The organism is Sphingomonas oligophenolica (genome assembly GCF_006438955.1).
Classification (GTDB): Bacteria; Pseudomonadota; Alphaproteobacteria; order Sphingomonadales; family Sphingomonadaceae; genus Sphingomonas; species Sphingomonas oligophenolica_A.
Genome location: NZ_RCZK01000005.1, coordinates 26,420 through 50,278, shown reverse-complemented (window position 1 = coordinate 50,278; position 23,859 = coordinate 26,420). Strand labels below are relative to the sequence as shown.

Below are 23,859 nucleotides of genomic sequence, written 5' to 3'. Positions count from 1 at the left end.
ACGGGTTGACGCGCAGTTTCTTGGCGTGTAGCCGCCCGCCATCCTCTAATCGAAGGAAGCCAGACGTGACCGAGCAAAGCGGAGCCGATATCCTCGTCGAGGCGCTATGCGATCTCGGCGTCGAGATCGTGTTCGGCTATCCCGGCGGCGCGGTACTGCCGATCTACGACGCGATGTTCCGCAGCAAGCGGCTGAAACACATCCTCGTCCGCCACGAACAGGCCGCGACCCACGCCGCGGAGGGCTATGCCCGCTCGACCGGCAAACCCGGGGTCGTTCTCGTCACCAGCGGCCCCGGCGCGACCAATGCGGTGACAGGGATCACCGATGCTCTGATGGATTCGATCCCGATGGTCGTCATCACCGGGCAGGTGCCGACCGCGCTGATCGGCACCGACGCGTTCCAGGAGGCCGACACCGTCGGCATCACCCGCCATTGCTCGAAGCATAACTACCTCGTCAAGGATCCCGCCAAATTGGGCGACGTGATCCACGAGGCGTTCCATATCGCCACCTCGGGTCGTCCCGGCCCCGTCGTCGTCGACATCCCCAAGGATGTGCAGGTCGCGACCGCGAAATATACCAGGCCCGGCCCGATCCAGCACAAGACCTATCGCCCCGCGCTCAAGGCGGACAAGGCGCAGATCGAACAGCTCGTCGACATGCTCGCCGCCGCCGAACGTCCCGTGCTCTACACCGGCGGCGGGATCATCAATTCCGGTCCCGGCGCGTCGCAATTGCTGCGCGAGCTCGCGAAGATCACCGGCGCGCCCGTGACCTCGACGTTGATGGGCCTCGGCGCTTACCCCGCGAGCGGCGACCAATGGCTCGGTATGCTCGGGATGCACGGCACCTACGAAGCCAATATGGCGATGAACCAGGCCGATCTGGTCGTCGCGATCGGCAGCCGCTTCGATGACCGCGTGACGGGCCGCCTCGACGCGTTCAGCCCGAACAGCCGCAAGGTCCACATCGATATCGACCGGTCGAGCGTGAACAAGAACGTCCGCGTCGATCTCGCGATCATCGCCGATGCGGGCCACGCTTTGGAGGACATGGTCCGCATCTGGAAGTCACGCCAGCACCCCAAACCCGACACCGCCGACTGGCAGCGCCGGATCGCGGGCTGGCGCGCGGTCAAGAGCCTCGACTTCCCCGAAACGAGCCCCAATGGAAATAAGGGGGAGATCATGCCGCAGCGCGCGGTCCGCGCGCTATGGGAAGCCACGCACAAGCGCAGCCCGATCATCACGACCGAAGTCGGCCAGCACCAGATGTGGGCCGCGCAGCATTTCGGCTTCGAAGCACCCAACAAATGGCTGACCAGCGGCGGCCTCGGCACGATGGGCTATGGTCTTCCCGCCGCGATCGGCGCGCAATTGGGCAACCCGACCGCGCTCGTCATCGACATCGCGGGCGAGGCGTCGATCCAGATGAACATCCAGGAGTTGGCGACCGCGATGCAATACCGGTTGCCGGTCAAGATATTCATCCTCAACAACGAATATATGGGCATGGTCCGCCAGTGGCAGGAACTGACCTATTCGAGCCGCTATTCCGAGAGTTACAGCGAGAGCCTGCCGGACTTCGTGAAGCTCGGCGAAGCCTATGGCTGGAAGGGTATCCGCATCGATGCGCTCGCCGATCTCGACGACAGCATCCAGGCGATGCTCGATCATGACGGCCCGGTGATCGTCGATTGCCGCGTTGCCAAACTCGCGAACTGCTTCCCGATGATCCCCTCGGGCGCCGCCCACACCGATATGATCCTCCAGGCGAACGAAGTCTCGGGCGAGATGGACGACGAAGCCAAGGCGCTGGTGTGATGCACATCACCCAGCAACCCGCCGAGCGCCACACGCTCGCGGTCGTCGTCGACAACGAACCGGGTATCCTCGCACGGATCGCGGGGCTGTTCACCGCGCGCGGCTATAACATCGAGAGCCTGACCGTCAGCGAGATCACCGAGGACAAGGCGGTCAGCCGGATCACGATCGTCACCAGTGCCTCGCCGCCGGTGATGGAGCAGATCATCGCCCAACTCGAACGGCTGATACCCGTCCACACCGTTACCGACCTCACCGTCGCGGGCGCGCACGTCGAACGCGAACTGGCGCTCGTGAAGGTCGCGGGCACCGGCGACAAGCGGATCGAGGCGCTCCGCCTCGCCGAGGTCTATCGCGCCCGCGTCGTCGACGCGACCACGTCGAGCTTCGTGTTCGAGGTGACCGGCGGGGTCGACAAGATCGACAAGTTTCTCGAACTGATGCGCGAAGTCGGCCTCGTCGAAGTCGCGCGCACCGGCATCGCCGCGATCGCGCGGGGGAAAGAAGCGGCTTAACGTTACACCACCATCACCCTCACCCCGGACTTGTTCCGGGGTCCATCGTGCCTCCTGGGCGTCCGTTCCGGGGGAGAGATGGACCCCGGAACAAGTCCGGGGTGACGATATGGAATTCGAGACAAGGAGCCCAACATGCGTGTCTATTACGATCGCGACGCCGATCTGAACCTGATCACCGACAAGAAGATCGCCATCGTCGGCTACGGCTCGCAGGGCCACGCCCACGCCCAGAACCTGCGCGATTCGGGCGCCAAGGACGTCGCGATCGCGCTCCGCGAAGGCTCGGCGACCGCGAAGAAGGCGATCGACGCGGGGTTTGCGGTGAAATCGAACGAAGACGCCGCTAAATGGGCCGACATCGTGATGTTCCTCGCCCCCGACGAGCATCAGGCCGCGATCTACGCCGCCGATTATCACGAACATATGAAACAGGGTGCGACGATCGCCTTCGCGCACGGGCTCAACGTCCATTTCGGGTTGATCGAGCCGCGCGCCGATCTCGACGTGATCATGATCGCGCCCAAGGGACCCGGCCACACCGTGCGCAGCGAATATGTCCGCGGCGGCGGCGTCCCCTGCCTGATCGCGATCGATCAGGACCAGAGCGGCAACGCGCATGACATCGCGCTCGCCTATGCCAGCGGCGTCGGCGGCGGCCGCAGCGGCATCATCGAGACCAACTTCCGCGAGGAATGCGAAACCGATCTGTTCGGCGAACAGGCCGTGCTGTGCGGCGGCATCACGCATCTGATCCAGGCGGGGTTCGAAACGCTGACCGAGGCCGGCTACGCGCCCGAAATGGCGTATTTCGAATGCCTCCACGAAACCAAGCTGATCGTCGATCTGCTCTACGAAGGCGGCATCGCCAACATGCGCTATTCGATCAGCAACACCGCCGAATATGGCGACATCGTCACCGGCCCCAGGATCATCACCGACGAAACCAAGCAGGAAATGAAGCGCGTCCTCGACGACATCCAGTCGGGCCGCTTCGTCCAGAAGTTCGTCCTCGACAACCGCGCCGGCCAGCCAGAGCTGAAGGCCAGCCGCAAGCGCGCCGCCGCGCACCCGATCGAGAAAGTGGGCGCCGAACTGCGCGCGATGATGCCGTGGATCGGCGCGAACAAGCTGGTCGACAAAGACAAGAACTAGGTCCTTCAATCCGCCCCCGCCAGGGGGCCGCGCAGCGGGTCGGAGGGGGCGGGCCGCAATCGGCCATCGTTCCGCGTCCTCCCCCGCCGTCAGCGTCGCTGCCACCTCCCCCTGGCGGGGGAGGATTTCGGACCAGTCGGCATTTGACGCCAGCGCCGCGTCGCGCCAGCATGACCGCCGTCAACAGGAGTCCCGCTCATGCGCCTAGCCCTTCCCGCCCTGATCGCCCTCGCCGCCGTCCCCGCGCTCGCGCAGATGCCGTCCGCGCCGCCGGGGTCGAAGAGCACCGCGTCGATCACCGCGGGCACCTATACCGCCGACCCGAACCACACCCAGGTGGTCTGGACGCTCAATCACATGGGCTTTTCGCCCTACACCGGCATCTTCGGCGACGTGTCGGGCACGCTGACGCTCGATCCCAAGAACCTGTCCGCCGCCACGGTCAGCATGACCATCCCGGTGGCGAAGGTCACCACCGCGGGCGAGCTCAGCCACCACCTGCTCCGCCCCGGCAAGGACGGCGCCAAGCCCGATTTCTTTGGCGCCTCGCCCGCCGACGCCACCTTCGTGTCGACCCGCGTCGTCGCCACGGGGATGACCGCCACGATCACCGGCAACCTGACGCTCAACGGCGTCACCAAACCGGTCACGCTCGCCGCCACCTTCTACGGCGCGGGCAAGGCGCCCGCGATGATGGGCGGCAAGGTGAATGTCGGGTTCTCCGCGACCGCAGATATCAAGCGATCCGATTTCGGGCTCGGCTTCGGCGTCCCGGTGGTGTCCGACAACGTCCACCTCGCCATCGCCGCGGCGTTTCAGAAGTGATGCCAGCCGCGGGGTGGACACGCGCCACCCCGCCGCGGTATCGCGGATGCCGATGATGTGGCGCGTCCGCCTTCCCCTGCGACTTACGCGCCCTTAGGCGCGCTACCGATCCCGTGCGGGTATTCCCCGCCTGCCGCGCCTAAGGGTAATCCCCGCTCCGATCATCCCGGAAGACACCCCGATGCTGCGCGATCCTTCGACCAAATACCGCCCCTTCCCGCCGATCGATCTGCCCGACCGCCAATGGCCGTCGCGAACGATCACCCAGCCGCCCCGCTGGCTCTCGACCGATCTGCGCGACGGCAACCAGGCGCTGATCGACCCGATGGATGCCGAAAAGAAGACGCGGTTCTTCGACCTGCTCGTCCGCGTCGGTCTGAAGGAGATCGAGGTCGGCTTTCCCGCGGCGGGCGCGACCGAATTCGACTTCATCTCGGGGCTCGTGACATCGGATCGCGTGCCCGACGACGTCGCGATCCAGGTTCTCACCCAGTCGCGCCGCGACCTGATCGAGACCAGCTTCGCGAGCCTCGACGGCGCGCACTCGGCGATCGTCCACCTCTACAACGCGGTAAGCCCCGCGTGGCGCCGGATCGTGTTCGGCATGACTCGCGACGAGGTGCGCGGCATCGCGATCGACGGTGCCAAGGTACTCCGCGACGAGGCCGCCAAGCGCCCGCACACCAAATGGCAGTTCGAATACAGCCCCGAAACCTTCTCGACCGCCGAACTCGATTTCTCGGTCGAGGTCTGCGCCGCGGTGATGGACATCCTGCGCCCGACTCCGCAAACCCCGATCATCCTCAATCTGCCCGCGACGGTCGAATGCGCGACCCCCAACGTCTATGCCGACCAGATCGAATGGTTTGCGCGGCATATCCCGAATCGCGACAGCGTCGTCATTTCGCTCCACACGCATAACGATCGCGGCACCGGAGTCGCCGCGGCGGAACTGGGGATGATGGCGGGCGCCGACCGGGTCGAGGGCTGTCTGCTCGGCAATGGCGAGCGCACCGGCAATTGCGACCTCGTGACGATTGCACTCAACATGTACACGCAAGGCATTGATCCGCGCCTCGATCTTTCCGACATCGACGATGTCGTGAAGACCGTGAACTATTGCACCAACATCCCCATTCACCCGCGCACCCCCTATGCGGGCGACCTCGTCTTCACCGCGTTTTCGGGCAGCCACCAGGACGCAATCAAAAAGGGCTTCGCCGCGCAGGACGCGCGCAACGACGATTATTGGGAGGTGCCCTACCTCCCGATCGACCCCGCCGACCTCGGCCGCAGCTACGAAGCCGTGATCCGGGTCAATTCGCAAAGCGGCAAGGGCGGCGTCGCCTGGGTCATCGAACAGGACAAGGGATTGAAACTCCCCAAGCGCCTCCAGGCCGATTTCAGCCGCCACGTCCAGGCGCTCGCCGACGAAACCAGCCGCGAACTCAACGCCGCCGATATATGGGCACGGTTCGAGAGCACCTACCTGCCGCGTGAGCGCGACCGCTTCGTGCTGCGCGACTACGAGGAGAGCGGCACCGCGGGCCAGCGCGTGTTCGTTGGCAATGTCGCGGTCGACGGCGAGGAGCGCTCGATCTCGGGACGCGGCAACGGCCTCATCTCCGGCGTGATCGCGGCGATCGCAGGGAGCACCGGCTCCGTGCTCGACGTGATCGATTACAACGAACACGCGATCGGCCATGGCGCCGACGCGCAGGCCGCGGCCTATGTCGAATGCCGGACCCCCGATGGCCGCACCATCTTCGGCGTCGGCCTCGACACCGACATCGCCACCGCCAGCGTCCGCGCGGTGCTCAGCGCCGCGAACCGCGCATGAGGGTCACCGCCAAGATCTGCGGTCTGTCGACGCCCGAGACGCTCGACGCCGCGATCCGCGGTGGCGCGAGTCATATCGGGCTCAACTTTTACGCGCCCTCGCCGCGCTACGTCTCGTTCGCGCTCGCCGAACGACTCGCCGCGCGCGTCCCCGGCCATGTCGCGCGCGTCGGAATCTTCGTCGACCCCGACGACGACCTGCTCGATCGCGCGATCGCCGCAGGCCAGCTCGACGTGATCCAGCTCCACGGCGCCACCCCTTCTCGCACCGCTGCGATCCGCACCCGCTTCGCGCGCGAAACCTGGGCCGCGATCGCGGTGAAGACCCGCACCGATCTCGATGGCGCGCGCGCCTACGCCACCGCCGCCGATCGCCTGCTCTACGACGCCAAGACCCCCGCTGGCGCCGCGCTGCCCGGCGGGATGGGCGTCCGCTTCGACTGGGCGCTGCTCGACGGCTTCCGCCACCCGCTGCCCTGGGCGCTGTCGGGCGGGCTGGACCTGACGAACGTCACCGCCGCGATCCGGCAAACCCGCGCCACGCTGGTCGACGTCTCCTCGGGCGTCGAGACCGCGGCGGGGGTCAAGGATGTGGACAAGATCACCGCGTTCCTTAAAGCCCTCGCCGCATGACCGCACCTCCGTCCTTCCCCCCCAATTCGTTCAAGGCTCAACCCGACGACCGCGGCCATTTCGGCGATTACGGCGGACGCTATGTCGCAGAAACGCTGATGCCACTCGTCCTCGACCTCGACCGCGCCTATCGCGCCGCCAAGGCCGATCCGGCATTCCAGGCCCAGTTCGACGACCTGCTCGAACATTATGTCGGCCGCCCGAGCCCGCTTTACTACGCCGAACGCCTGACCGAGTCGCTCCGCCAATCCGCGCCCAAAACCATGGGTGCGCAAATCTGGTTCAAGCGCGACGAGCTCAACCATACCGGCGCGCACAAGATCAACAATTGCATCGGCCAGATCCTGCTCGCGATGCGGATGGGCAAGACGCGGATCATCGCCGAAACCGGCGCGGGCCAGCACGGCGTCGCCACCGCCACCGTCTGCGCGCGCTTCGGCCTGCCGTGCGTGATCTACATGGGCGCCCGCGACATCGAGCGGCAGGCGCCCAACGTGTTCCGCATGAAGCTATTGGGCGCCGAAGTCCGCCAGGTCACCAGCGGCGCGCACACGCTCAAAGACGCGATGAACGAAGGCATGCGCGACTGGGTCGCGAACGTCCACGACACCTTCTACATCATCGGCACCGCCGCTGGGCCGCACCCCTATCCCGAAATGGTCCGCGATTTCCAAAGCGTGATCGGTACCGAGGCGCGCGCGCAGATGCTCGCGCGGACGGGGCGCCTCCCCGACCTGCTCGTCGCCGCGATCGGCGGGGGCAGCAACGCGATCGGGCTGTTCCACCCCTTCCTCGACGACCCCGATGTCGCGATGCTCGGCGTCGAAGCGGCAGGTCACGGGCTCGACAAGGAACACGCCGCCAGCCTGGCGGGCGGTTTCCCGGGCGTCCTCCACGGCAACAAAACCTATTTGCTCCAGGACGACGACGGCCAGATCACCGAGGCGCATTCGATCTCGGCGGGGCTCGACTATCCCGGCATCGGTCCCGAACATGCCTGGCTCAAGGACATCGGCCGCGTCGAATATGACAGCGCCACCGACACCGAGGCGCTCGACGCCTTCCAGCTGTTGTGCCGCACCGAAGGCATCATCCCGGCGCTCGAACCTTCACACGCGATCGCAGCAGTGACGCGTAGGGCACGCGACATGCGCGAAGACCAGATCATCCTCGCCAACCTCTGCGGCCGCGGCGACAAGGACATCTTCACGGTGGCGGAAGCGCTGGGGGTGGAGATATGAAGCGGGCCGCTCTTATGCTGAGTGCCGTCGCGGCAGGTATCCTGGCAAGTCTGGTGGTAGAAGCGCTGCTTGCTTTAATCCTGCCCGGGCTGCGCGGCGGCGCGGCGATACGATGGACCGGCAACGTTGTCAGCGTTGTGGTGGCGCTTGCGATCTATAATCTTGTCGTGAAGCCGAAGGCCCCGTGACCCGCCTCGCCGGGGCCTTCGAGAAATCCCATCCCGCCCTCGTCGCCTTTGTGACTGCGGGGGACGGACCGACGCGCGCCATCCTCGACGCGCTGGTCGCGGGCGGCGCGGACGTGATCGAACTCGGGATGCCGTTCACCGACCCGATGGCCGACGGCCCCGCGATCCAGGCGGCGAACCTGCGCAGCCTCGGCGCAGGCACCACGACCGCCGATATCCTGCTGATCGCCAAGGGTTTTCGTGGCCGCCACCCCGACGTCCCGTTAGTCCTGATGGGCTATGCCAACCCGATGCTCCGCCGCGGGGCCGACTGGTTCGCGCACGCCGCCGCCGACGCGGGAGTCGACGGCGTGATCTGCGTCGACGTGCCGCCCGAGGAAGACGATGCGCTCGGCCCCGCGCTCCGCGCCGCGAGAATCGACCTGATCCGCCTCGCCACCCCCACCACCGACGTCGCGCGCCTCCCGACCGTGCTCGATGGCGCGAGCGGGTTCATCTATTACGTCTCGGTCGCGGGAATCACCGGGCTGCAACAGGCGCAGCAGGCGTCGATCGACGACGCGGTCGCGCGCCTCAAGGCCGCGACCACCCTCCCCGTCGCGGTCGGGTTCGGCATCCGCACCCCCGATCAGGCCGCCGCGGTCGCGCGCGTCGCCGATGGCGTCGTCGTCGGCTCCGCGATCGTCGAGCTGGTCGGGCAGCACGGCGCCGATGCGCCCGCGGCCGTCACCGCCTATATCAAGAGCCTCGCCGATGCGGTCGCGTCGGCCCGAAAGGTAACCGCATGAGCTGGATCAGCAGCGTCCGCAACGCCCTCTCCTTCGGGTCGCGCAAGGTCGACGCATCGGACGAGAATCTCTGGCACAAGTGCAAGGGTTGCGGCCAGATGGTCTTCTCCAAGGAATTGGAGGAAAATCTCTATGTCTGCCCCAAATGCGACCACCACGAACGGATCGGCCCCAAGGTGCGCTTCGCACAGATCTTCGACGCGGGCAGCTATACCGAACTCGCAACGCCGCGCGTTCCCGACGATCCACTGAAATTCCGCGACCAGAAACGCTATTCGGATCGGATCAAGGCGGCGCGCGCCGCGACCAACGAGCAGGATGCGCTGATCAATGCGCGCGGTACGATCGACGGCCACGCCGCGGTCGTCGGGGTCCAGGATTTCGCGTTCATGGGCGGATCGATGGGGCTGGCGGTCGGCGAGGCGTTCGTCCGCGGCGTCGAGAATGCGATCGTGGATCGCTGTCCCTATATCATCTTCACCGCCAGCGGCGGCGCGCGGATGCAGGAGGGCATCCTCAGCCTGATGCAGATGCCGCGCAGCACCGTCGCGATCCAGATGCTCCACGACGCGGGGCTACCCTATATCGTCGTTTTGACCGATCCGACCTCGGGCGGCGTCATGGCGGCATACGCGATGCTCGGCGACATCCACATCGCCGAACCCAAGGCGACGCTCGCCTTCACCGGGCGCCGCGTGATCGAAAGCACGATCCGCGAAAAACTCCCCGAAGATTTCCAGACCAGCGAATATTATCTCGACCACGGCCTGATCGACATGGTCGTTCACCGCCAGGCGCTGAAGGCCGAACTGGCGCGGACGATCGGCTATCTGTGCGGGAACCGGAAGGCGGCGTGACCCTCGGAGGGTTTGGTGCCAAATGATCCGCACAACACCGTTCGTGCTGAGCTTGTCGAAGCATGGTGAGACTCAGGCCCCCTTCGGCGAAGCTCAGGACAGGCTTCGACCGGCTCAGGACGAACGGGGCAGAGTATGAAACGATTTGCCGTCAATACGTTCTATGGATGGGGTGCAAAACCCCGCATGAATCCCATGCCCGACCACGCCACCTCATCCTCCCCCGCGGTCCAGCGCCAGCTCGACCGGCTCACCGCGCTGTCACCCGGCGCGGATATCCTCGGGCTCGAACGGATCACCGCGCTGCTGGCGCGCCTCGGCGATCCGCACCGGTCGCTCCCGCCGGTGTTCCACGTCGCGGGCACCAACGGCAAGGGATCGACCTGCGCCTTCCTGCGCGCCGCGATCGAAGCCGCCGGGCACAGCGTCCATGTCTATTCCTCGCCGCACCTCGTCCGCTTCAACGAACGCATCCGGCTCGCCGGGCGGCTGATCGAAGACGACGCGCTGGCTGCGCTGCTCGAGGAAGTTCTGGATGTCGCCGACGGCATCGGTGCGAGCTTCTTCGAAGTCACGACCGCCACCGCCTTCCTCGCCTTCAGCCGCACCCCCGCCGCCGCGACGATCCTTGAGGTCGGGTTGGGGGGGCGGCTCGATGCGACCAACGTCGTCACCCCCGTCGTCACCGGAATCGCGCAACTCGGCATCGACCACCAGGCGTTTCTCGGGGATCGCCTGATCGAGATCGCCGCGGAGAAGGCGGGGATCGCCAAACCCGGCGTGCCCCTCGTCACGATGAACTACCCCAGCGCGATCCGCGCGCGCATCGCCGCGGTCGCGGCGGCGGCGGGCGCGCCGGTCGTCGCGCGCAACCAGGCCTGGACCAGCGACACCGCCCATTCGACGATGCGCTATCAGGATGCGGGGTTCAGCATCGTCACCCACCGCCCCCGCCTCGTCGGCGCGCACCAGGCGCGCAACCTCGCGCTCGCGATCGCGATGCTCCGTCACCAGGGCGCGCTGTCGATCCCCGAAGCCGCGCTGCGCGCCGCCGCCGACTGGGCGATCTGGCCCGCGCGGATGCAGCGGCTTGGCGATGGCCCGCTTGTGGCAACGCTACCATCCGGCAGCGAGCTGTGGCTCGACGGCGCGCACAACCCCGCCGCCGCGGTCCCGATCGCGCGCGCACTGCGCACCCTCGCGCGCGGTCGCCCGGTCGTGATGATCACGGGCATGCTCGCGAACAAGGACGCCGAGGGCATCCTCGCCGCGCTCGCCGCTTCGCTGACCCGCGTCATCGCGATCCCCGTCCCCGGCCACGCGCACCACGCGCCCGCGGCGCTGGCCGGGATCGCGCACCAACTCGATTTGGCCGCCGAGACCGCCGACGGCATCGACCACGCGATCGCGCGCCTCGCCGATTCCGTCGGCGGCGCGCCGCTCGTCCTGATCGCGGGCTCGCTCTATCTCGCGGGCGAGGCGCTCCTGCTCAACGACGAGGCGCCGACCTGATCGACGCCAAATCTAGGGGATCAGGATCGTGCTCCCATGCGTCTCCCCCGCCTCCATCGCGCGATGCGCCGCCGCGGCATCGGTCAGCGCGAATTCCTGCCCGATCTCGGGCGTAATCGCACCCTTGCCGAGCATCGCGAACACCCGGTCGACCAATTGCTGTTTCTCCGCACGCGTCACCGCATAATCGAACAATGTCGGGCGCGTGACGAAGATCGACCCCTTCGCCGCCAGGATGCCGAGATTGACTCCCTCGACCGCGCCCGACGCGTTGCCATAGCTCACGACCAGCCCGCGCCGCGCCACGCTGGCGAGCGACACCGGCCAGGTCGCCTTGCCGACCCCGTCGAGCACGACCGGAACGCCGTCGGGCACGATCGCACGGACGCGCGCCGCGACATCCTCGCATTTGTGGTTGATGACGTGATCGGCACCCAGATCGCGCACCATCGCCATCTTCTCGTCGGTCCCGACGCTCGCGATCACGGTCGCACCGACATCCTTGAGCCAGCCGACCAGGATGTGTCCGACCCCGCCCGCCGCGGCATGCACGAGCACCGCCTGCCCCGACCGGACCCTGGCACAGCTTTCGATCAGGAACGCCGCAGTCGCCCCCTTCAACAGCAACGCCGCCGCGGTCCGATCATCGACGTCGTCGGGCAAGCTGACGAGGTGATCCGCGGCCACGTTGCGCGCGGTCGCATAGGCGCCGCGTGCCGGGCCGAATGTCCCGACCCGGTCGCCCGGCGCAACGCCCTCGACGCCCTCGCCCACCCGGTCGACCACGCCCGCGGCCTCCGAACCGAGCCCGGCGGGCAGGTCGATCTGATAAAGCCCACTGCGGTGATAGGCGTCGATATAATTGAGCCCGATCGCGGTGTTGCGCATTCGCACCTCGCCGCGCCCCGGATCAGGCAGATCATGCTCGCGCCACTCGATGACCTCTGGACCCCCGGTTCGCGCGATATACGCAGTCGTCACCATGGCTTCAGCTCCGCATGTTGGGTTGGCCGTTCGACGCGGACACGCCGCCGTCGACCGGGATCATCACGCCGGTGACGAATCCTGCCGCGTCGCTGGCGAGGAACAGCACCACCTTGGCGACATCGTCTGGCTGGCCGACCCGCCGCATCGGAATGCGATCCATGAACTTCGCGAGCAACGCCTCGTTCTGAAGGTTCTTGGCCATCGGGGTGGCGGTCAGGCTCGGGCTGACCGCATTGACGCGGACCCCGTGCCGCCCCGAATCGAGCGCCATCGCGCGGACCATATTGTCGACCGCGCCTTTCGAGATGTTATACGCCAGCATCCCCCAGTCGCCGCCCCGCCCCGACGCGGACGAGGTCATGACGATCGAACCCTTGGTCTTCTTGAGTGCGGGCATCGCCGCCTTTGCCATCGCGAAATAGCCGCGGACATTGGTCGCCATGATCCGGTCGAAATCCTCGATCGAGGTCGATTCGACATCGCCCCCCATCGCGGTCGCCGCGTTGTTCACCAAGACGTCGAGGCCGCCGAACCGATCGATCGCGAGTCTTACCGCGGCCTCCCCCACCGCGGGATCGGCAACATCGCCCGCGTGGATCGCGACGCGCGCGTCATCGAACGCCTTGGTCGCGTCGCGCAGCTTGTCCTCGGTTCGCCCGATCACGATGAGGTTCGCGCCCTCATCGTGGAAGCGTTGGGCGATCGCCGCGCCGATCCCCGACCCCGCGCCGGTGACGATGACGGTCTTTCCCGTGAAGCCGGCCATGATGTTTCTCCTGATATATGATCGTTACTCGAACGCGGCGATGCGTTTCGGGTTGCAACCGTCACGCCAGGGTCGCAAAGCTGGTCCAAACCCGATATTCGAAAATAGGAGAGCGCGCCATGAACAGCCACCTCAAGCATTTCATCAACGGCCAGTGGGTCGAGAGCGAAGGCGGCACGCGCCATGAGGTGATCGATCCGTCGACCGAACAGCCCGTCACCGAAATCACGCTCGGCAGCCAGGCCGATGTCGACAAGGCGGTCGCCGCCGCACGCAAAGCCTTCACGACCTATTCGCAGACCAGCGTCGCCGATCGCGTCGCGCTGCTCGAACGCATCATCGAGGAATATAAGGCGCGGATTCCCGACCTCGCCAAGGCGACCAGCGAGGAAATGGGCGCCCCCGTCGGCTTCGCGGCTGCCGCACAGGCCCCGGCAGGGCTCGGCTATTTCATGGGCACGCTCGCCGCGCTCAAGGAATTCAAATTCGAGGAAGCGGTCGGCAAGAACAAGGTCGTCCACGAGCCGTTGGGCGTCGTCGCGATGATCACGCCGTGGAACTGGCCACTCAACCAGATCTGCGCGAAGATCGCCCCCGCGCTCGCCGCCGGGGATACCATGATCCTCAAACCGTCAGAAGAAGCCCCCTCGAACGCGATCATTCTCGCCGAGATTCTCGACAAGGCGGGCGTTCCCGCGGGCGTCTTCAACCTCGTCAACGGCGATGGTCCCGGCGTTGGTGCGGCGCTCTCGAAGCACAAGGGCGTCGACATGGTCAGCTTCACCGGCTCGACCCGCGCGGGCATCGCGGTCGCGCAGGCTGCCGCCGCGACGGTCAAGCGCGTCCACCAGGAACTGGGCGGCAAGGCCCCCAACCTCGTCCTCGAAGGCGCCGATCTCGGCACCGTCCTTCCGCCCACGGTCCAGGGCGTGCTCGCCAATTCGGGACAAAGCTGCATCGCGCCGACCCGGCTGCTGGTCCACAAGAGCCAGGTCGAGGACGCCACCGGCGTCGTGAAGGCGATCATGGAGCAGGTGCAGGTCGGCGATCCGGCGGAGATGGGCGCGCACATCGGCCCGGTCGTCAACAAGGCGCAGTTCGACAAGATCCAGGATCTGATCCAGTCCGCGATCGACGAGGGCGCGACGCTCGTCACCGGCGGCACCGGGCGTCCGGACGGCCGCAACGCGGGCTATTATGTCCAGCCGACGCTGTTCACCGATGTGACGCCTGAGATGCGGATCTGGCGCGAGGAAACCTTCGGCCCGGTCGCGACGATCACATCGTACGACGGCCAGGAAGAGGCGATCGATCTCGCCAACGACACCGACTACGGCCTCTCCGCGACGATCTCCGGCGACCCCGCCGCCGCCGCCAAGGTCGCGCCCCGGTTGCGCGCGGGCATGGTCACGATCAATGGCTGGTCGGGCGGCATGGGCACCCCGTTCGGCGGCTTCAAGCAATCCGGCAACGGTCGCGAGGGCGGCAAATTCGGGCTCGCCGACTTCATGGAGATCAAGGCGATCGTCGGCGCGCCAAACTGAGGAAGCCTGACGCAATCGAGCGCGGGCCCGAGGGTCAGGCTGTCGCCGACACCCCGGCCCCGCGCACGATCGTCGCCGCGCCCGCCAGTACCGCGGCGTCTTCGATCGCGCCGGTCACGGTCTGGCCGTAGCGCGGCATCGCCGCCATCCGCGCACGCCAACCCGGATAGGACGCTGCGATCGCGGTCAGCCCGCCAACCGCGGCGCCCAACCAGCGTTGCCGCCGCGGCACCAGCGCCGCACCCGCGATCGCATTGGTGATAAATCGCGCCGCCAGCCCCATTGGTACGATCCGGTCGGGCGCGGTCTTCTGCTTGTCGCCCGCCATCTCGCCCACCGCAAGCGCCACCAACCCAGCGGCGACGAGCGGATGCGCGATAATCGCAGGGGCGCCATTATCGTCGGGCAACTCCCCGCGCGCCGCCGCGACCGATACCATCGCCAATGGCGTCATCGCGCGCTGACCGCCGACGAGGCCCATGAGGAAGGAGCTAAGCATACGTGTCTCCAGACTGTTTCGTCGGCATCAACGCCCGCCCCGCGCGGCAGGTCCCCCACGGGCTGGAGCATGCTACTGCTCGTTCACTCGGACTCAAACCCGTTCGCCCTGAGCGTGTCGAAGGGCGGTGGGTCTTACCGTGCTTCGACAAGCTCAGCACGAACGGATCGATATGAAGGCCTCAGACTCTAACTCAGCGGCCACCAGAAGAGGATCAGCGGAGTCCCCAGCAAAATCACGATCAGCGACAGCGGCGCGCCGAGCCTGGCATAGTCGCCGAACTTATACCCCCCCGGCCCGAACACCAGCGTGTTGCACTGGTGCCCGATCGGCGTGAGAAAGTCGCACCCCGCGCCGACCGCGGTCGCCATCAGGAATGCGTCGGGCTGGTAGCCGAGTTTCCCGGCGAAGGTCGCCGCGATCGGCGCCATCACCAGCACCGTCGCGGCGTTGTTCAGGAACGGCGTCACCGCCATCGCGGCGACCAGGATCAGCGCCACCGCGCCCCATGGCGGCAGCGTCGCCGCAACATGGCTCAGCCACCCCGCGATCACCTGCGACGCGCCCGTCGTGCGCAGCGAATCGCTCACCGGAATCAGCGCGCCGAGCATGATCAGGATCGGCCATTCGATCCGCTCATACGCATCGCGCACCGGCAGCGCGCCGACCACCAGGATCACCCCTGCCGCCGCAAAGAACGCGACCGCCACCGGCACCCACCCCATCGCGGTCGCGAACATCGCCACGCTGAGGATCGCGATCGGCAACAGCGTGCGTCGGGTGATCCCCAGCCGCAGCTCGCGCTCGGCGAGCGGCAGGCAGCCGAGTTCCTGCAATTTCTCGGGCAGCACGTCGAGCGGCCCTTGGAGCACGATGACGTCGCCCGCCCGCAGCCGCGTCTCGGCGAGCCGCTTCGACAGCCGCTCCCCCTGCCGCGAAATCGCGATCAGATTGACCCCGTAGCGCGCCTGGAGATCGAGCCGCCCCGCGGTCTGCCCGACGAGCCGGGAATCGATGTTGACCACCGCCTCGATGACCCCGATCTCATTGTCCTTGGTCTTTTCCGCAGCCTCGCGATCCTCACCCTCGAGCGCCAGCTTGTCGCCCGCGATCACGCGTTCCAGCGCGTCGGGTTCGCCGCCCAGGATCAGCACGTCGCCCGCGCGCAGCACCGTCGCCGACTTGGGCGATCCGCGCATGTCGGCGCGGAGCAGCTGCGCGATCGTTACCTCGTGCTCGTGGCGTTCGAGGAAATCACCGACGGTCTCGTCGATCGCGGGCGACCCCTCGCTGATCGTCGCCTCGGTGACATAGCCCTTGATGTCGAGCGCATCGCCCATCGTCGGTGCGGCGCGGCGGTCCTTGGGAAGCAGGCGATAAGCGAACCGCAGGTAGATCAGCCCGATCAGCACCAGCCCGAGCCCAACCGGAAGATAGTCGAACATCGTGAATGGCTTGCCGAGCATTTCCTGCCGCACCCGGCTGACGATGATGTTGGGCGAGGTGCCGACCAATGTCATCAATCCGCCGAGCAGCGACGCGAACGCCATCGGCATCAGGAAGACCGATGGGCTGGCGTCGTTCTTCTTGGCCATCTGGAACGCCGCGGGCATCATCATCGCCAGCGCGCCGATGTTCTTGACCAGCGCCGACGCGAACCCGACCGACGCGGTCAGCACGACGAGTTGCGAGCGTACCCGCGTCACCCGTTTCGACAGCAATTTGAGCAGCCGCTCGATCACCCCCGATCGCTCGACCGCCGCCGAAATCACCAGTGCCGAGCCGACGATAATGACGATGTCATCGGAAAACCCGGTGAAGGCCTGTTTCGGGCTGACGATCCCGAGCGCCAGGCTGACCAGCAACGCGATGATCGCGGTGACGTCGTACCGGAACCGGCCCCAGACGAAGAGCTCCATCATCCCGACCAGAGTCGCGATCGAAAGATATTGGGGGATCGTCATTCGTTGCGGCTCAACAACGGTAGCGGCGATTCGGTTCCGCCGAAATCGCGCAACCTGCGGACAAGGTAGCGCACCGGATCGGGAAGGTGGTGGATTTCACCATTTTTTGGCGCACCGGCGGTCATCAATCGGTCCACTGGCAAGGTCTTATTCATCCATCCACCTGTAACCGCGGCGTAAATGTGAACTGGCACAGGCTTTGCGATCCCTCGGGCATCAGTCCCGGCGTCGGATCGCCGGTAATGCCAAGGAGACCCTACGTGCCCAACCAGACCCCGCTCTTCGATCGCTCCGATACGCTGTTCGGCGTGTGCGAAGGGCTCGGCCGCGATTTCGGCATCCATCCCAACCTCCTGCGGATCGCGTTCGGGGTCGGGCTGATGTGGAACCCGGTGTTCGTGATCGGCACCTATGTCGCGCTCGGCGTCGCGGTTTATGCCGCGCGGTTCCTGTTCCCCGCCGTCCAGCCCGCCAGCGCGTCGCTCGTCGCGGTTGCCGACACCGGCGCGAGCGACGACGACCGCGATGTCACCGAGGACCGGCTGGCCGCGTAACCGCCGCTCAATAATCCTTCGACACCCGGACGTTAACGCTCTGCCGGCCGAGCGTCGAGATGCTCGACAGCAGCGACAGCCAGCGGGTCACCTGGAATTCGACCTGCGTCGCCGAATAGCCCTGCCCGTCGGTGACGATCTCGGCGTACAGCCGCCGCGTCACATATTTGCCCGCTGCGATCGAGGTGCCCTGCCCGGTCTGCGGGTCGGCGGGCAGGATCCGCAGTCGGTCGAGCCCCGCCGCGCGGCGCACCGCGTTGATCGGGTTGATCCCGTTGCCGCCATCCTGCAACGCCGCGACCGCGGCAGCGAGTTGCAGCGCCTCGGGTGCCGACAGGTTGGTGATCGACGTGCCGAACAACAGCCGTGACAACAGCTCGTCCTGCGGCAGCGCGGGGACGCTGGCGAAGGTGATCTCGGGCTTCACCGCGTTGCCGGTGACGCGGATCGTCGCGTTCAGCCCGGTCGCACCGGCGTTCGCCTCGATATCGAGCGCCGGGTTGGCGGGGGTTTCGCCCGCAAACCGGATGATGCCGCGGTTGAGCTGGAATTCGCGCCCCGCAAATTCATAATCGCCGCGGATCAACGTCGCGCGCCCGGTGATCGCAGGGTTGGCGGGCGCACCCGCGATCTGCAGGTCGGCCGACCATTCGCTCGACAGCCCGAGCCCGCTCACCATTACCTGATTGGGCGCACGCGCATGAATCGCGAGCGTCCAGGGGCTCTTGGGCGCGTCGTCCTCCTCCGCGCCCCCGGGCAGGTTGATCTCGCGGATGTTGAGCTGCGGCACCGCGGTGGCCGCACTCGCCTGGCCCAGCCGATAGCGGCTGCGATCGAGCGTCACCTCGCCCGCGATCCGGCCACCGCGGCCATCCGAGGTGAAGGTGAGCGGCCCCGACACGGTCGCGCCGATATCGTCGCGGTTGATCATCACCGCGTGATCCGCGGCCAGCCGCAGGTCGAGCCCGATCCCGTTCTTCGCGGCGAAATCGAACCCGCCGGTGCCGGTCACGCGCCCGCCCCCCCCTCTTCCTGGGCCCGCATCGGCGGCGAACCGATCGATCTGGAGCCGTGATCCCCCGAACCGTCCCGACGCCTGGATGTTGGTCAGCACCGTCCCCGTCGTCGCGCTCTCGATCCGCGCGCCGTTCGCGGTGACGGTGCCGCTGATCGTCGGCGACGCCAGCCGCCCGCGCACGTCGGCGCCGATCGATACCGGCCCCGACAGGTCGAACAGCTCGACCCCGGTCAGCCGCCACAGCGTATCGGCGGGGCCGACATAACGCAGCTGCGCGAACAGCGGCGCGGCGCGCAGGCGGCGGACGAGGTCGCCCGATTCCGATCCTGGGCCGAGCGGGGTGAGCAGCGCCTGCGCGCGCCCAATCGTCTTGCCCCCCGACGCCGCGACCGCGCGCACCCCGAGCCGATCAGCGGAGAGCACGCCCGCGATCCCGACATCGACCGGGCGTGACGTCAGGACAAGGCCCGCACGGCTCAGCCCGCGGACGGTCATGGCGATCCGGCCCGTCGGCGCGGCGCCGCCCCGCGTCGCATAGCTGAGCGTGCCCGACGCGCTGCCACCGAGTCCCAGCCCCGGATAGCCGATGTCGAGGATCGCCAGCGGCATCCGCGTCAGCGATGCGGTGATGTCGGTCGCGCCATTCGCGAACCGCCCCCCGACCTCTGCCGCTCCCCCTGAAAAACTGAGCTTGGTCGGGGCGAGCCGCCACCCCTTACCGTCGCGACTGACCACCGCGGGGGTCAGCAGCTTCAACGCGCGCCCGTCGAGCGTGCCTTGCGCGCTGATCGCATAGCGATCGGGGGTCACCTGGGTCACGGTCTGGATATCGAACGCACGCCCGCGCGATCCCGAGATCGAGGCGCGCACTTCCCCGACGCCGCCGCGCAGCCGCGCATTACCCGCGAACCGCGCCAGGCTGAGCCGTCCCTGCCGCAACCCCTGGCCGGTCGCGGTCGCCTCGATCGACGTTCCCGCCGGATCGAGCAGCGTCACGAGATCGAGATGCCCCTGGCGCAGCGTCGCCCCTGCCAGCGTCGCGTTGCGCGCATCGAGATGCGCCTCGACGCGCTGGACGGTGCCGACCGGGCGGAACAGCAGCTCGCCCGTCAGTCCCCCGCCCGCCACCGCGAGCCGCCCATCGAACCCGCCGCTCACCACTGCCAGATTACCGGTCGCGCGCGTGCCCGCGACATCGAGTTGCGCGATCGCGATCGTCGCGCCCTGCCCCCGCGGTAACAGGATCGATCCGCTCGCGGTGAACGGCCCCAGGCGCGAACCCCCCACCGCGCGAAACGCGAAGCCCGCGGGCGTCGGGTCGAGATGCGCGCGGACGCCCGTCAGCCCCAACGTCGCATTGGGACTGGCAAAGACGAGGTCGAGCGTCGGCTTGTCGATCTTGCCGTCGAGTACGAGTTGCACCGGGCCATAGGTCGCCTGACGCCCGCCGCCCTCGAAATGGAATGTTCCGTCACGGCGGCGATAGCCATTGCCGCGCAGGCTGATTTGGGGCGCGGTCAGCACCAGATTCTTGAAATACAGCACGCCGTCCGCGCCGCGTTCGAGATCGGTGACGATCCGCGGCAATCCGCCCGCCAGGCTGCGGAAGAACGCGTTGTCGAGCCGCACCATTTGCGCGGTCCCCGTCCCGATCACCCGGCTGCCCTTGCCGCCCGGCCCCGGCACGACGCTGAGGCGCGAGGTGACATCGACGATGCCGAGCCCGGGGATCAGATACCGCCCGAGCGCGCCGTTGATCCCGACCTCGAACCGGCCATTGCGCAGATCGAGCGTGACGTTGATCCGCCCGGTCAGCTGGTCCGATTTCAACCGGAGATTGTCCCCGCTGACGAGCGTCGGCGTGACGCGCAGGATACCGTCGACGCTCAAATTGCGCAGGATGCCGCCCGCGACATCGCCGACCCCGGTCACCCGCGCCGCGACGAACCGCATCGGCACCATCACCGGCGCTTTCCACAACCGCCCCTTGCCGACGAGGTGCGCGTCCTCGAACCCGGTCTTGTCGAACGCGAACTGCGGCGCATCGATGCGATAATCGAACGCCGCGGTCGCGAACCCGCCATCCAGGATCGCGTGCAGCTCGATGTCGCGCCCGGTCATGTTGGGGAACAGCGCCGCGGGCCGCAACAGCCGCGCCTTGATCCGCACGTTGCGGTACGCGCGCGTCGCCAGATCGATTCCGCCGGTTGTGTCGACCGCCAGCGACGGCGAGCGCAACGTCACATTGCCGTTCAACCGCCGGTCGGCATAGGTCGCGCTGCCGTTCACCAGCACCCGCGGCTTCGTCATCCGCTGGAGCTTGCCCTTGAGGTATGGCGCAGGCGCGACGACCCCCGACAGCGTGTACCGCCCCGCGTCCGCCGCGAGCGCGAGATCGAGCAGCTTCGCCCCGCCCGCCTCGCCGACCGCGGTACCCCGCCAGCGTGCCCAGCGACCCTGGCCGTTGACGGTCAGCCGCACATCGCGCCCGATCCCGCTCAACCGCGACAACACCCCGCCGCGTCGCCCGAACGCGGCGACGTCGATAGCAAACCGGTCGCGCGCCGGCTCGGCATCGATCGACAGCCTTAGTCGGTCGGTGCCTTCGACCAGCCCGTCGATGGTCACCATCGCGCGGCCCGCGCGAATATCCGCCTGCCCCGCCAGCCGCGCGACGCGCTGCTGCCCGAGCACGGGCTTGGCGAGCACCAACCGCCCGATCGTCAGCTGGCCGATGCGAATATCGAAATCGGGCAGGATCGGGCCGGGCTTCGCCGATTTTCGGGTGTGCGGCTGGTGGAACAATGTCGCGCGCGGAATCGCGAGCCGATCGATGTCGAGCCGGTTGCGCGCCCAATGCAGCGGCGACCAGTCGAGCGCGACCACCGGCGCTTCGAACACCAGCCCGTCGAGATCATAGACCTTGAGGTCCGCCAGCCGCGTGTTCGAATACAGCGACCCCTCGATCCGCCCCACGGTAAAGCGCAACCCGTTGGTGGTCTTGATCGCGCCGATCCGCTCGGCGACCCAGCGATGCCCGATATCGGTGTCGACGATCAGCAGCGCCGCGCCGAGGATGACCGCGAGCGCGACGATCCCGCCCAGCACCCACGCGATCAGCCGCGTCAAAACGCCTGCCCCAGCGACACATAGACCGCGATCCGGCTATCGCCCGGCTGCGGATTGAGCGGCGTGCCGACGTCGAGGCGGATCGGCCCGAAGTTCGAATAATAGCGCACCCCGATCCCCGCGCCGTACTGGAAATCGGTGAAGCGCGGCAGCGGCGAGGTATAGATATTGCCACCGTCGAGGAACGGCACGACGCCGAAATTGCCGAACGCCTTGACCCGCGCCTCGATCGAGAATTCGGCCAGGCTGCGCCCGCCGATCGGATCGTTGTTGACGTCGCGCGGCCCGATCGCCTGATAGCCATAGCCGCGCACCGACGCCCCGCCGCCCGCGTAGAACCGCCGCGACGGCGCGATCTGGTCGCGCGGCGCGCCCAGGATCGTGCCCGCGCGGATCCGACCGGCAACGACGACACTCTTCGTGGTGGGAACATAGACCGACGCATCGACCTGGGTCCGCGCATAGCCGAACACCGCCCCCTGCAGCGACACTTCGGGGCTGAACCGCCCGCCGAGGCGGAACCCTCGCGTGGGGTTGAGCAGATCATCCGACCCGTCGTAATTCAGACTGGTCGGCAGCGCCCCGATGAAGAACGTCCGCCGCCGCGGCTGGCCGGTCGACACGATCACGTCGCGCTCGTCGGACGCCGCGAGTTCGGCGCCGAGCGACCACGTCCACGCCTTCTGGAAAAAGATGTTGGTCTGGCGTTCGAGCGTGCCCGACAGCGAATAGGTCTTCGCGTCATACGCGTTGCGGTTGAGGTGCGCCGCCGCGGCCTGGAGCGTCAGGACGCGGTCACGGCCATTGAAATTGTTGCGGCGGAAGACGACGGAACCGAGCTGTTCCTGCGTCCCCAGCACCGACCGGAGCGTCAGCGCGCCTTCGGGCGGGAACAGGTTGCGGTGGGTCCAGCTCACTTCGGCGCGCGCGCCCTCCCCGGTGCCATAGCCCAGCTCGCCCGCGATGGTTCGCGGCGGCGCGGGGTCCAGCTTCACCCCGACATCGACTACCGCGGGATCCGCGCTGTCGATCGGCTTGACCTCGACCGACGAGACCAGCCCGGTCTGGATCAACGCGCGCTTCAGGTCGTCGAGAGACCCCGAATCATACGGGTCACCGGGCACGAAGCGCGCGATCTCCTGGACGTGATCCGCCCCGAACACACCGTTGCCCGGCAGCGCGACGACCTGCCCGAACCGCCGCGCCCCGCCCGGCGCGACGTCGAGGTCGAGCGTCGCGGTATGGGTGGCGTGATCGACCACGATCGCCGAATCGCCGACCGTGGCGAACGGAAAACCCTCGCGCCCGATCTGCGTCTTGAGCGTCGCCTCGCCCGCCGCGATCGTATCGGCATTGACCGGATCGTCGGCCTTCACCCCGAACGCGCGGCGCAGCTCGTCTTCCTTGGCGCCCGCCGCCGCGACCCCATTCAGCGTCACGTCCTTGAACGTATAGAGCGTCCCCGGCACCGCTGCGATCACGACCCGCGGCGTCTCGCCCGGTTCGATCCGCGTCGTCACCGTTGCGTCGTAGAACCCTTCGCCGCGCAACAGCGTCTTGAGCAGGTCGGCATCCTCGCGCGCGCGGCGATCGAGCTGCGCGGCGTTGGCGGCGTTGCCGTCGTTGGCGTTGAGCGTCGACAGCTGGTCGAACCGCTGGCGCAGCAACGGCGTCGCGACGCCGTCGATGCCATCGACCCGCCAGTCGTAGCGCGTTTCGGCGGCGACATCGGTGGTGCGCGCTTCAGGGGTCGCGGCGGTGTCGGTGCCGAGTTCGGGCCAGGCCACGCCGATGTCGGGCATCGGCGCCAGCGGCGAATTGGGATCGAGCGGAATTTGCGCGTCGGGGACGGGTTGCGCAGGCACCGGCGTGGCCGCGGTCGTCTGTGCGCCGACCGGCGTGGTCAGCACCAGGAATGCGGTAGCCGCGCCGAGTCCGACCCACCCTGAATGCGACACCATTTCCGCGCTCTAGCAACCCCGCCGCCCCGGCGCCAGTAAGCGATCATGCGCGCCAGCG

20 protein-coding genes are annotated in these 23,859 nt (G+C 67.5%); 13 read left to right on the top strand and 7 right to left on the bottom strand.

What is annotated here, in order from left to right:
* The first annotated feature begins 65 nt into the window (after positions 1-65).
* From EAH84_RS07625 to EAH84_RS07575, 11 genes are all read left to right on the top strand, one after another.
* Positions 66-1,826 carry an acetolactate synthase 3 large subunit gene (locus tag EAH84_RS07625; RefSeq protein WP_140870165.1) on the top strand — a complete coding sequence of 587 codons (1,761 nt, stop codon included), beginning with the start codon at positions 66-68 and terminating at the stop codon, positions 1,824-1,826.
* A complete protein-coding gene (gene ilvN / locus EAH84_RS07620) occupies positions 1,826-2,341 on the top strand; it encodes an acetolactate synthase small subunit (RefSeq protein ID WP_140870162.1) in 516 nt (171 codons plus the stop codon). Before EAH84_RS07625 ends, ilvN begins: the two co-directional genes overlap by 1 nt.
* A gap of 135 nt (positions 2,342-2,476) precedes the next feature.
* Positions 2,477-3,496: a ketol-acid reductoisomerase gene (gene ilvC / locus EAH84_RS07615; RefSeq protein WP_140870159.1), complete on the top strand. Its 1,020-nt coding sequence runs from the start codon at positions 2,477-2,479 to the stop codon at positions 3,494-3,496.
* Between the two features lie 198 nt (positions 3,497-3,694).
* Positions 3,695-4,321 (top strand): YceI family protein, encoded by a 627-nt coding sequence (locus EAH84_RS07610; protein WP_140870157.1) that lies wholly within the window; start codon positions 3,695-3,697, stop codon positions 4,319-4,321.
* A gap of 181 nt (positions 4,322-4,502) precedes the next feature.
* Positions 4,503-6,161 (top strand): 2-isopropylmalate synthase, encoded by a 1,659-nt coding sequence (gene leuA / locus EAH84_RS07605; RefSeq protein WP_140870154.1) that lies wholly within the window; start codon positions 4,503-4,505, stop codon positions 6,159-6,161.
* Positions 6,158-6,793 (top strand): phosphoribosylanthranilate isomerase, encoded by a 636-nt coding sequence (locus EAH84_RS07600; RefSeq protein WP_140870151.1) that lies wholly within the window; start codon positions 6,158-6,160, stop codon positions 6,791-6,793. The genes leuA and EAH84_RS07600 overlap by 4 nt, the downstream gene beginning before the upstream one ends.
* Complete coding sequence (trpB, locus tag EAH84_RS07595) at positions 6,790-8,034, top strand: tryptophan synthase subunit beta (RefSeq protein WP_140870148.1); 1,245 nt, start codon at positions 6,790-6,792, stop codon at positions 8,032-8,034. Before EAH84_RS07600 ends, trpB begins: the two co-directional genes overlap by 4 nt.
* Positions 8,035-8,048: 14 nt before the next feature.
* Positions 8,049-8,222: a hypothetical protein gene (locus tag EAH84_RS07590; RefSeq protein WP_206663950.1), complete on the top strand. Its 174-nt coding sequence runs from the start codon at positions 8,049-8,051 to the stop codon at positions 8,220-8,222.
* Positions 8,219-9,010: a tryptophan synthase subunit alpha gene (trpA, locus tag EAH84_RS07585; RefSeq protein WP_140870142.1), complete on the top strand. Its 792-nt coding sequence runs from the start codon at positions 8,219-8,221 to the stop codon at positions 9,008-9,010. The genes EAH84_RS07590 and trpA overlap by 4 nt, the downstream gene beginning before the upstream one ends.
* Entirely contained in the window at positions 9,007-9,867 is an 861-nt protein-coding gene (accD, locus tag EAH84_RS07580; protein WP_140870139.1) for an acetyl-CoA carboxylase, carboxyltransferase subunit beta, read from the top strand. Before trpA ends, accD begins: the two co-directional genes overlap by 4 nt.
* 195 nt (positions 9,868-10,062) lie before the next feature.
* A complete protein-coding gene (locus EAH84_RS07575) occupies positions 10,063-11,379 on the top strand; it encodes a bifunctional folylpolyglutamate synthase/dihydrofolate synthase (protein WP_140870137.1) in 1,317 nt (438 codons plus the stop codon).
* A gap of 12 nt (positions 11,380-11,391) precedes the next feature.
* Here the strand turns inward: EAH84_RS07575 and EAH84_RS07570 are convergent, their stop codons facing one another.
* Positions 11,392-12,363, bottom strand: a complete 972-nt coding sequence (locus tag EAH84_RS07570) for a quinone oxidoreductase family protein (protein WP_140870134.1) — start codon at positions 12,361-12,363, stop codon at positions 11,392-11,394.
* 4 nt (positions 12,364-12,367) lie between these two features.
* On the bottom strand, positions 12,368-13,132 hold the full coding sequence (locus tag EAH84_RS07565; RefSeq protein ID WP_140870131.1) for an SDR family NAD(P)-dependent oxidoreductase: 765 nt from the start codon (positions 13,130-13,132) through the stop codon (positions 12,368-12,370).
* Between the two features lie 119 nt (positions 13,133-13,251).
* Between EAH84_RS07565 and EAH84_RS07560 the strand changes: the two genes are divergently transcribed.
* Positions 13,252-14,676, top strand: a complete 1,425-nt coding sequence (locus tag EAH84_RS07560) for an aldehyde dehydrogenase family protein (protein WP_140870128.1) — start codon at positions 13,252-13,254, stop codon at positions 14,674-14,676.
* A gap of 34 nt (positions 14,677-14,710) precedes the next feature.
* Here EAH84_RS07560 and EAH84_RS07555 read toward each other — a convergent pair whose 3' ends face one another.
* The 3 genes from EAH84_RS07555 to EAH84_RS15950 all read right to left on the bottom strand — a co-directional run bounded on the left by EAH84_RS07555 (position 14,711) and on the right by EAH84_RS15950 (position 17,294).
* Positions 14,711-15,175, bottom strand: a complete 465-nt coding sequence (locus EAH84_RS07555) for a DUF4126 domain-containing protein (protein WP_140870125.1) — start codon at positions 15,173-15,175, stop codon at positions 14,711-14,713.
* 188 nt (positions 15,176-15,363) lie between these two features.
* Positions 15,364-17,139 carry an SLC13 family permease gene (locus tag EAH84_RS07550; RefSeq protein ID WP_140870122.1) on the bottom strand — a complete coding sequence of 592 codons (1,776 nt, stop codon included), beginning with the start codon at positions 17,137-17,139 and terminating at the stop codon, positions 15,364-15,366.
* Positions 17,136-17,294 (bottom strand): hypothetical protein, encoded by a 159-nt coding sequence (locus EAH84_RS15950; RefSeq protein WP_161978364.1) that lies wholly within the window; start codon positions 17,292-17,294, stop codon positions 17,136-17,138. The genes EAH84_RS07550 and EAH84_RS15950 overlap by 4 nt, the downstream gene beginning before the upstream one ends.
* A 105-nt stretch (positions 17,295-17,399) precedes the next feature.
* On the opposite strand from EAH84_RS15950, the gene EAH84_RS07545 reads away from it, so the two are divergent.
* Positions 17,400-17,693 carry a PspC domain-containing protein gene (locus EAH84_RS07545; protein ID WP_161978363.1) on the top strand — a complete coding sequence of 98 codons (294 nt, stop codon included), beginning with the start codon at positions 17,400-17,402 and terminating at the stop codon, positions 17,691-17,693.
* Between the two features lie 7 nt (positions 17,694-17,700).
* Here the strand turns inward: EAH84_RS07545 and EAH84_RS07540 are convergent, their stop codons facing one another.
* Positions 17,701-21,831 carry a translocation/assembly module TamB domain-containing protein gene (locus tag EAH84_RS07540; RefSeq protein WP_241656521.1) on the bottom strand — a complete coding sequence of 1,377 codons (4,131 nt, stop codon included), beginning with the start codon at positions 21,829-21,831 and terminating at the stop codon, positions 17,701-17,703.
* 5 nt (positions 21,832-21,836) lie between these two features.
* Complete coding sequence (locus EAH84_RS07535) at positions 21,837-23,801, bottom strand: autotransporter assembly complex protein TamA (RefSeq protein WP_140870116.1); 1,965 nt, start codon at positions 23,799-23,801, stop codon at positions 21,837-21,839.
* Positions 23,802-23,859 lie beyond the last annotated feature (58 nt).

Excerpts from the sequence above, each read along its gene's own strand:
- ilvN (WP_140870162.1), top strand. The coding sequence starts at position 1,826 with ATGCACATCACCCAGCAACCCGCCGAGCGCCACACGCTCGCGGTCGTC.
- ilvC (WP_140870159.1), top strand. The coding sequence starts at position 2,477 with ATGCGTGTCTATTACGATCGCGACGCCGATCTGAACCTGATCACCGAC.
- EAH84_RS07610 (WP_140870157.1), top strand. The coding sequence starts at position 3,695 with ATGCGCCTAGCCCTTCCCGCCCTGATCGCCCTCGCCGCCGTCCCCGCG.
- leuA (WP_140870154.1), top strand. The coding sequence starts at position 4,503 with ATGCTGCGCGATCCTTCGACCAAATACCGCCCCTTCCCGCCGATCGAT.
- EAH84_RS07600 (WP_140870151.1), top strand. The coding sequence starts at position 6,158 with ATGAGGGTCACCGCCAAGATCTGCGGTCTGTCGACGCCCGAGACGCTC.
- trpB (WP_140870148.1), top strand. The coding sequence starts at position 6,790 with ATGACCGCACCTCCGTCCTTCCCCCCCAATTCGTTCAAGGCTCAACCC.
- EAH84_RS07590 (WP_206663950.1), top strand. The coding sequence starts at position 8,049 with ATGCTGAGTGCCGTCGCGGCAGGTATCCTGGCAAGTCTGGTGGTAGAA.
- accD (WP_140870139.1), top strand. The coding sequence starts at position 9,007 with ATGAGCTGGATCAGCAGCGTCCGCAACGCCCTCTCCTTCGGGTCGCGC.
- EAH84_RS07575 (WP_140870137.1), top strand. The coding sequence starts at position 10,063 with ATGCCCGACCACGCCACCTCATCCTCCCCCGCGGTCCAGCGCCAGCTC.
- EAH84_RS07570 (WP_140870134.1), bottom strand. The coding sequence starts at position 12,363 with ATGGTGACGACTGCGTATATCGCGCGAACCGGGGGTCCAGAGGTCATC.
- EAH84_RS07565 (WP_140870131.1), bottom strand. The coding sequence starts at position 13,132 with ATGGCCGGCTTCACGGGAAAGACCGTCATCGTCACCGGCGCGGGGTCG.
- EAH84_RS07560 (WP_140870128.1), top strand. The coding sequence starts at position 13,252 with ATGAACAGCCACCTCAAGCATTTCATCAACGGCCAGTGGGTCGAGAGC.
- EAH84_RS07555 (WP_140870125.1), bottom strand. The coding sequence starts at position 15,175 with ATGCTTAGCTCCTTCCTCATGGGCCTCGTCGGCGGTCAGCGCGCGATG.
- EAH84_RS07550 (WP_140870122.1), bottom strand. The coding sequence starts at position 17,139 with ATGACGATCCCCCAATATCTTTCGATCGCGACTCTGGTCGGGATGATG.
- EAH84_RS15950 (WP_161978364.1), bottom strand. The coding sequence starts at position 17,294 with ATGAATAAGACCTTGCCAGTGGACCGATTGATGACCGCCGGTGCGCCA.
- EAH84_RS07535 (WP_140870116.1), bottom strand. The coding sequence starts at position 23,801 with ATGGTGTCGCATTCAGGGTGGGTCGGACTCGGCGCGGCTACCGCATTC.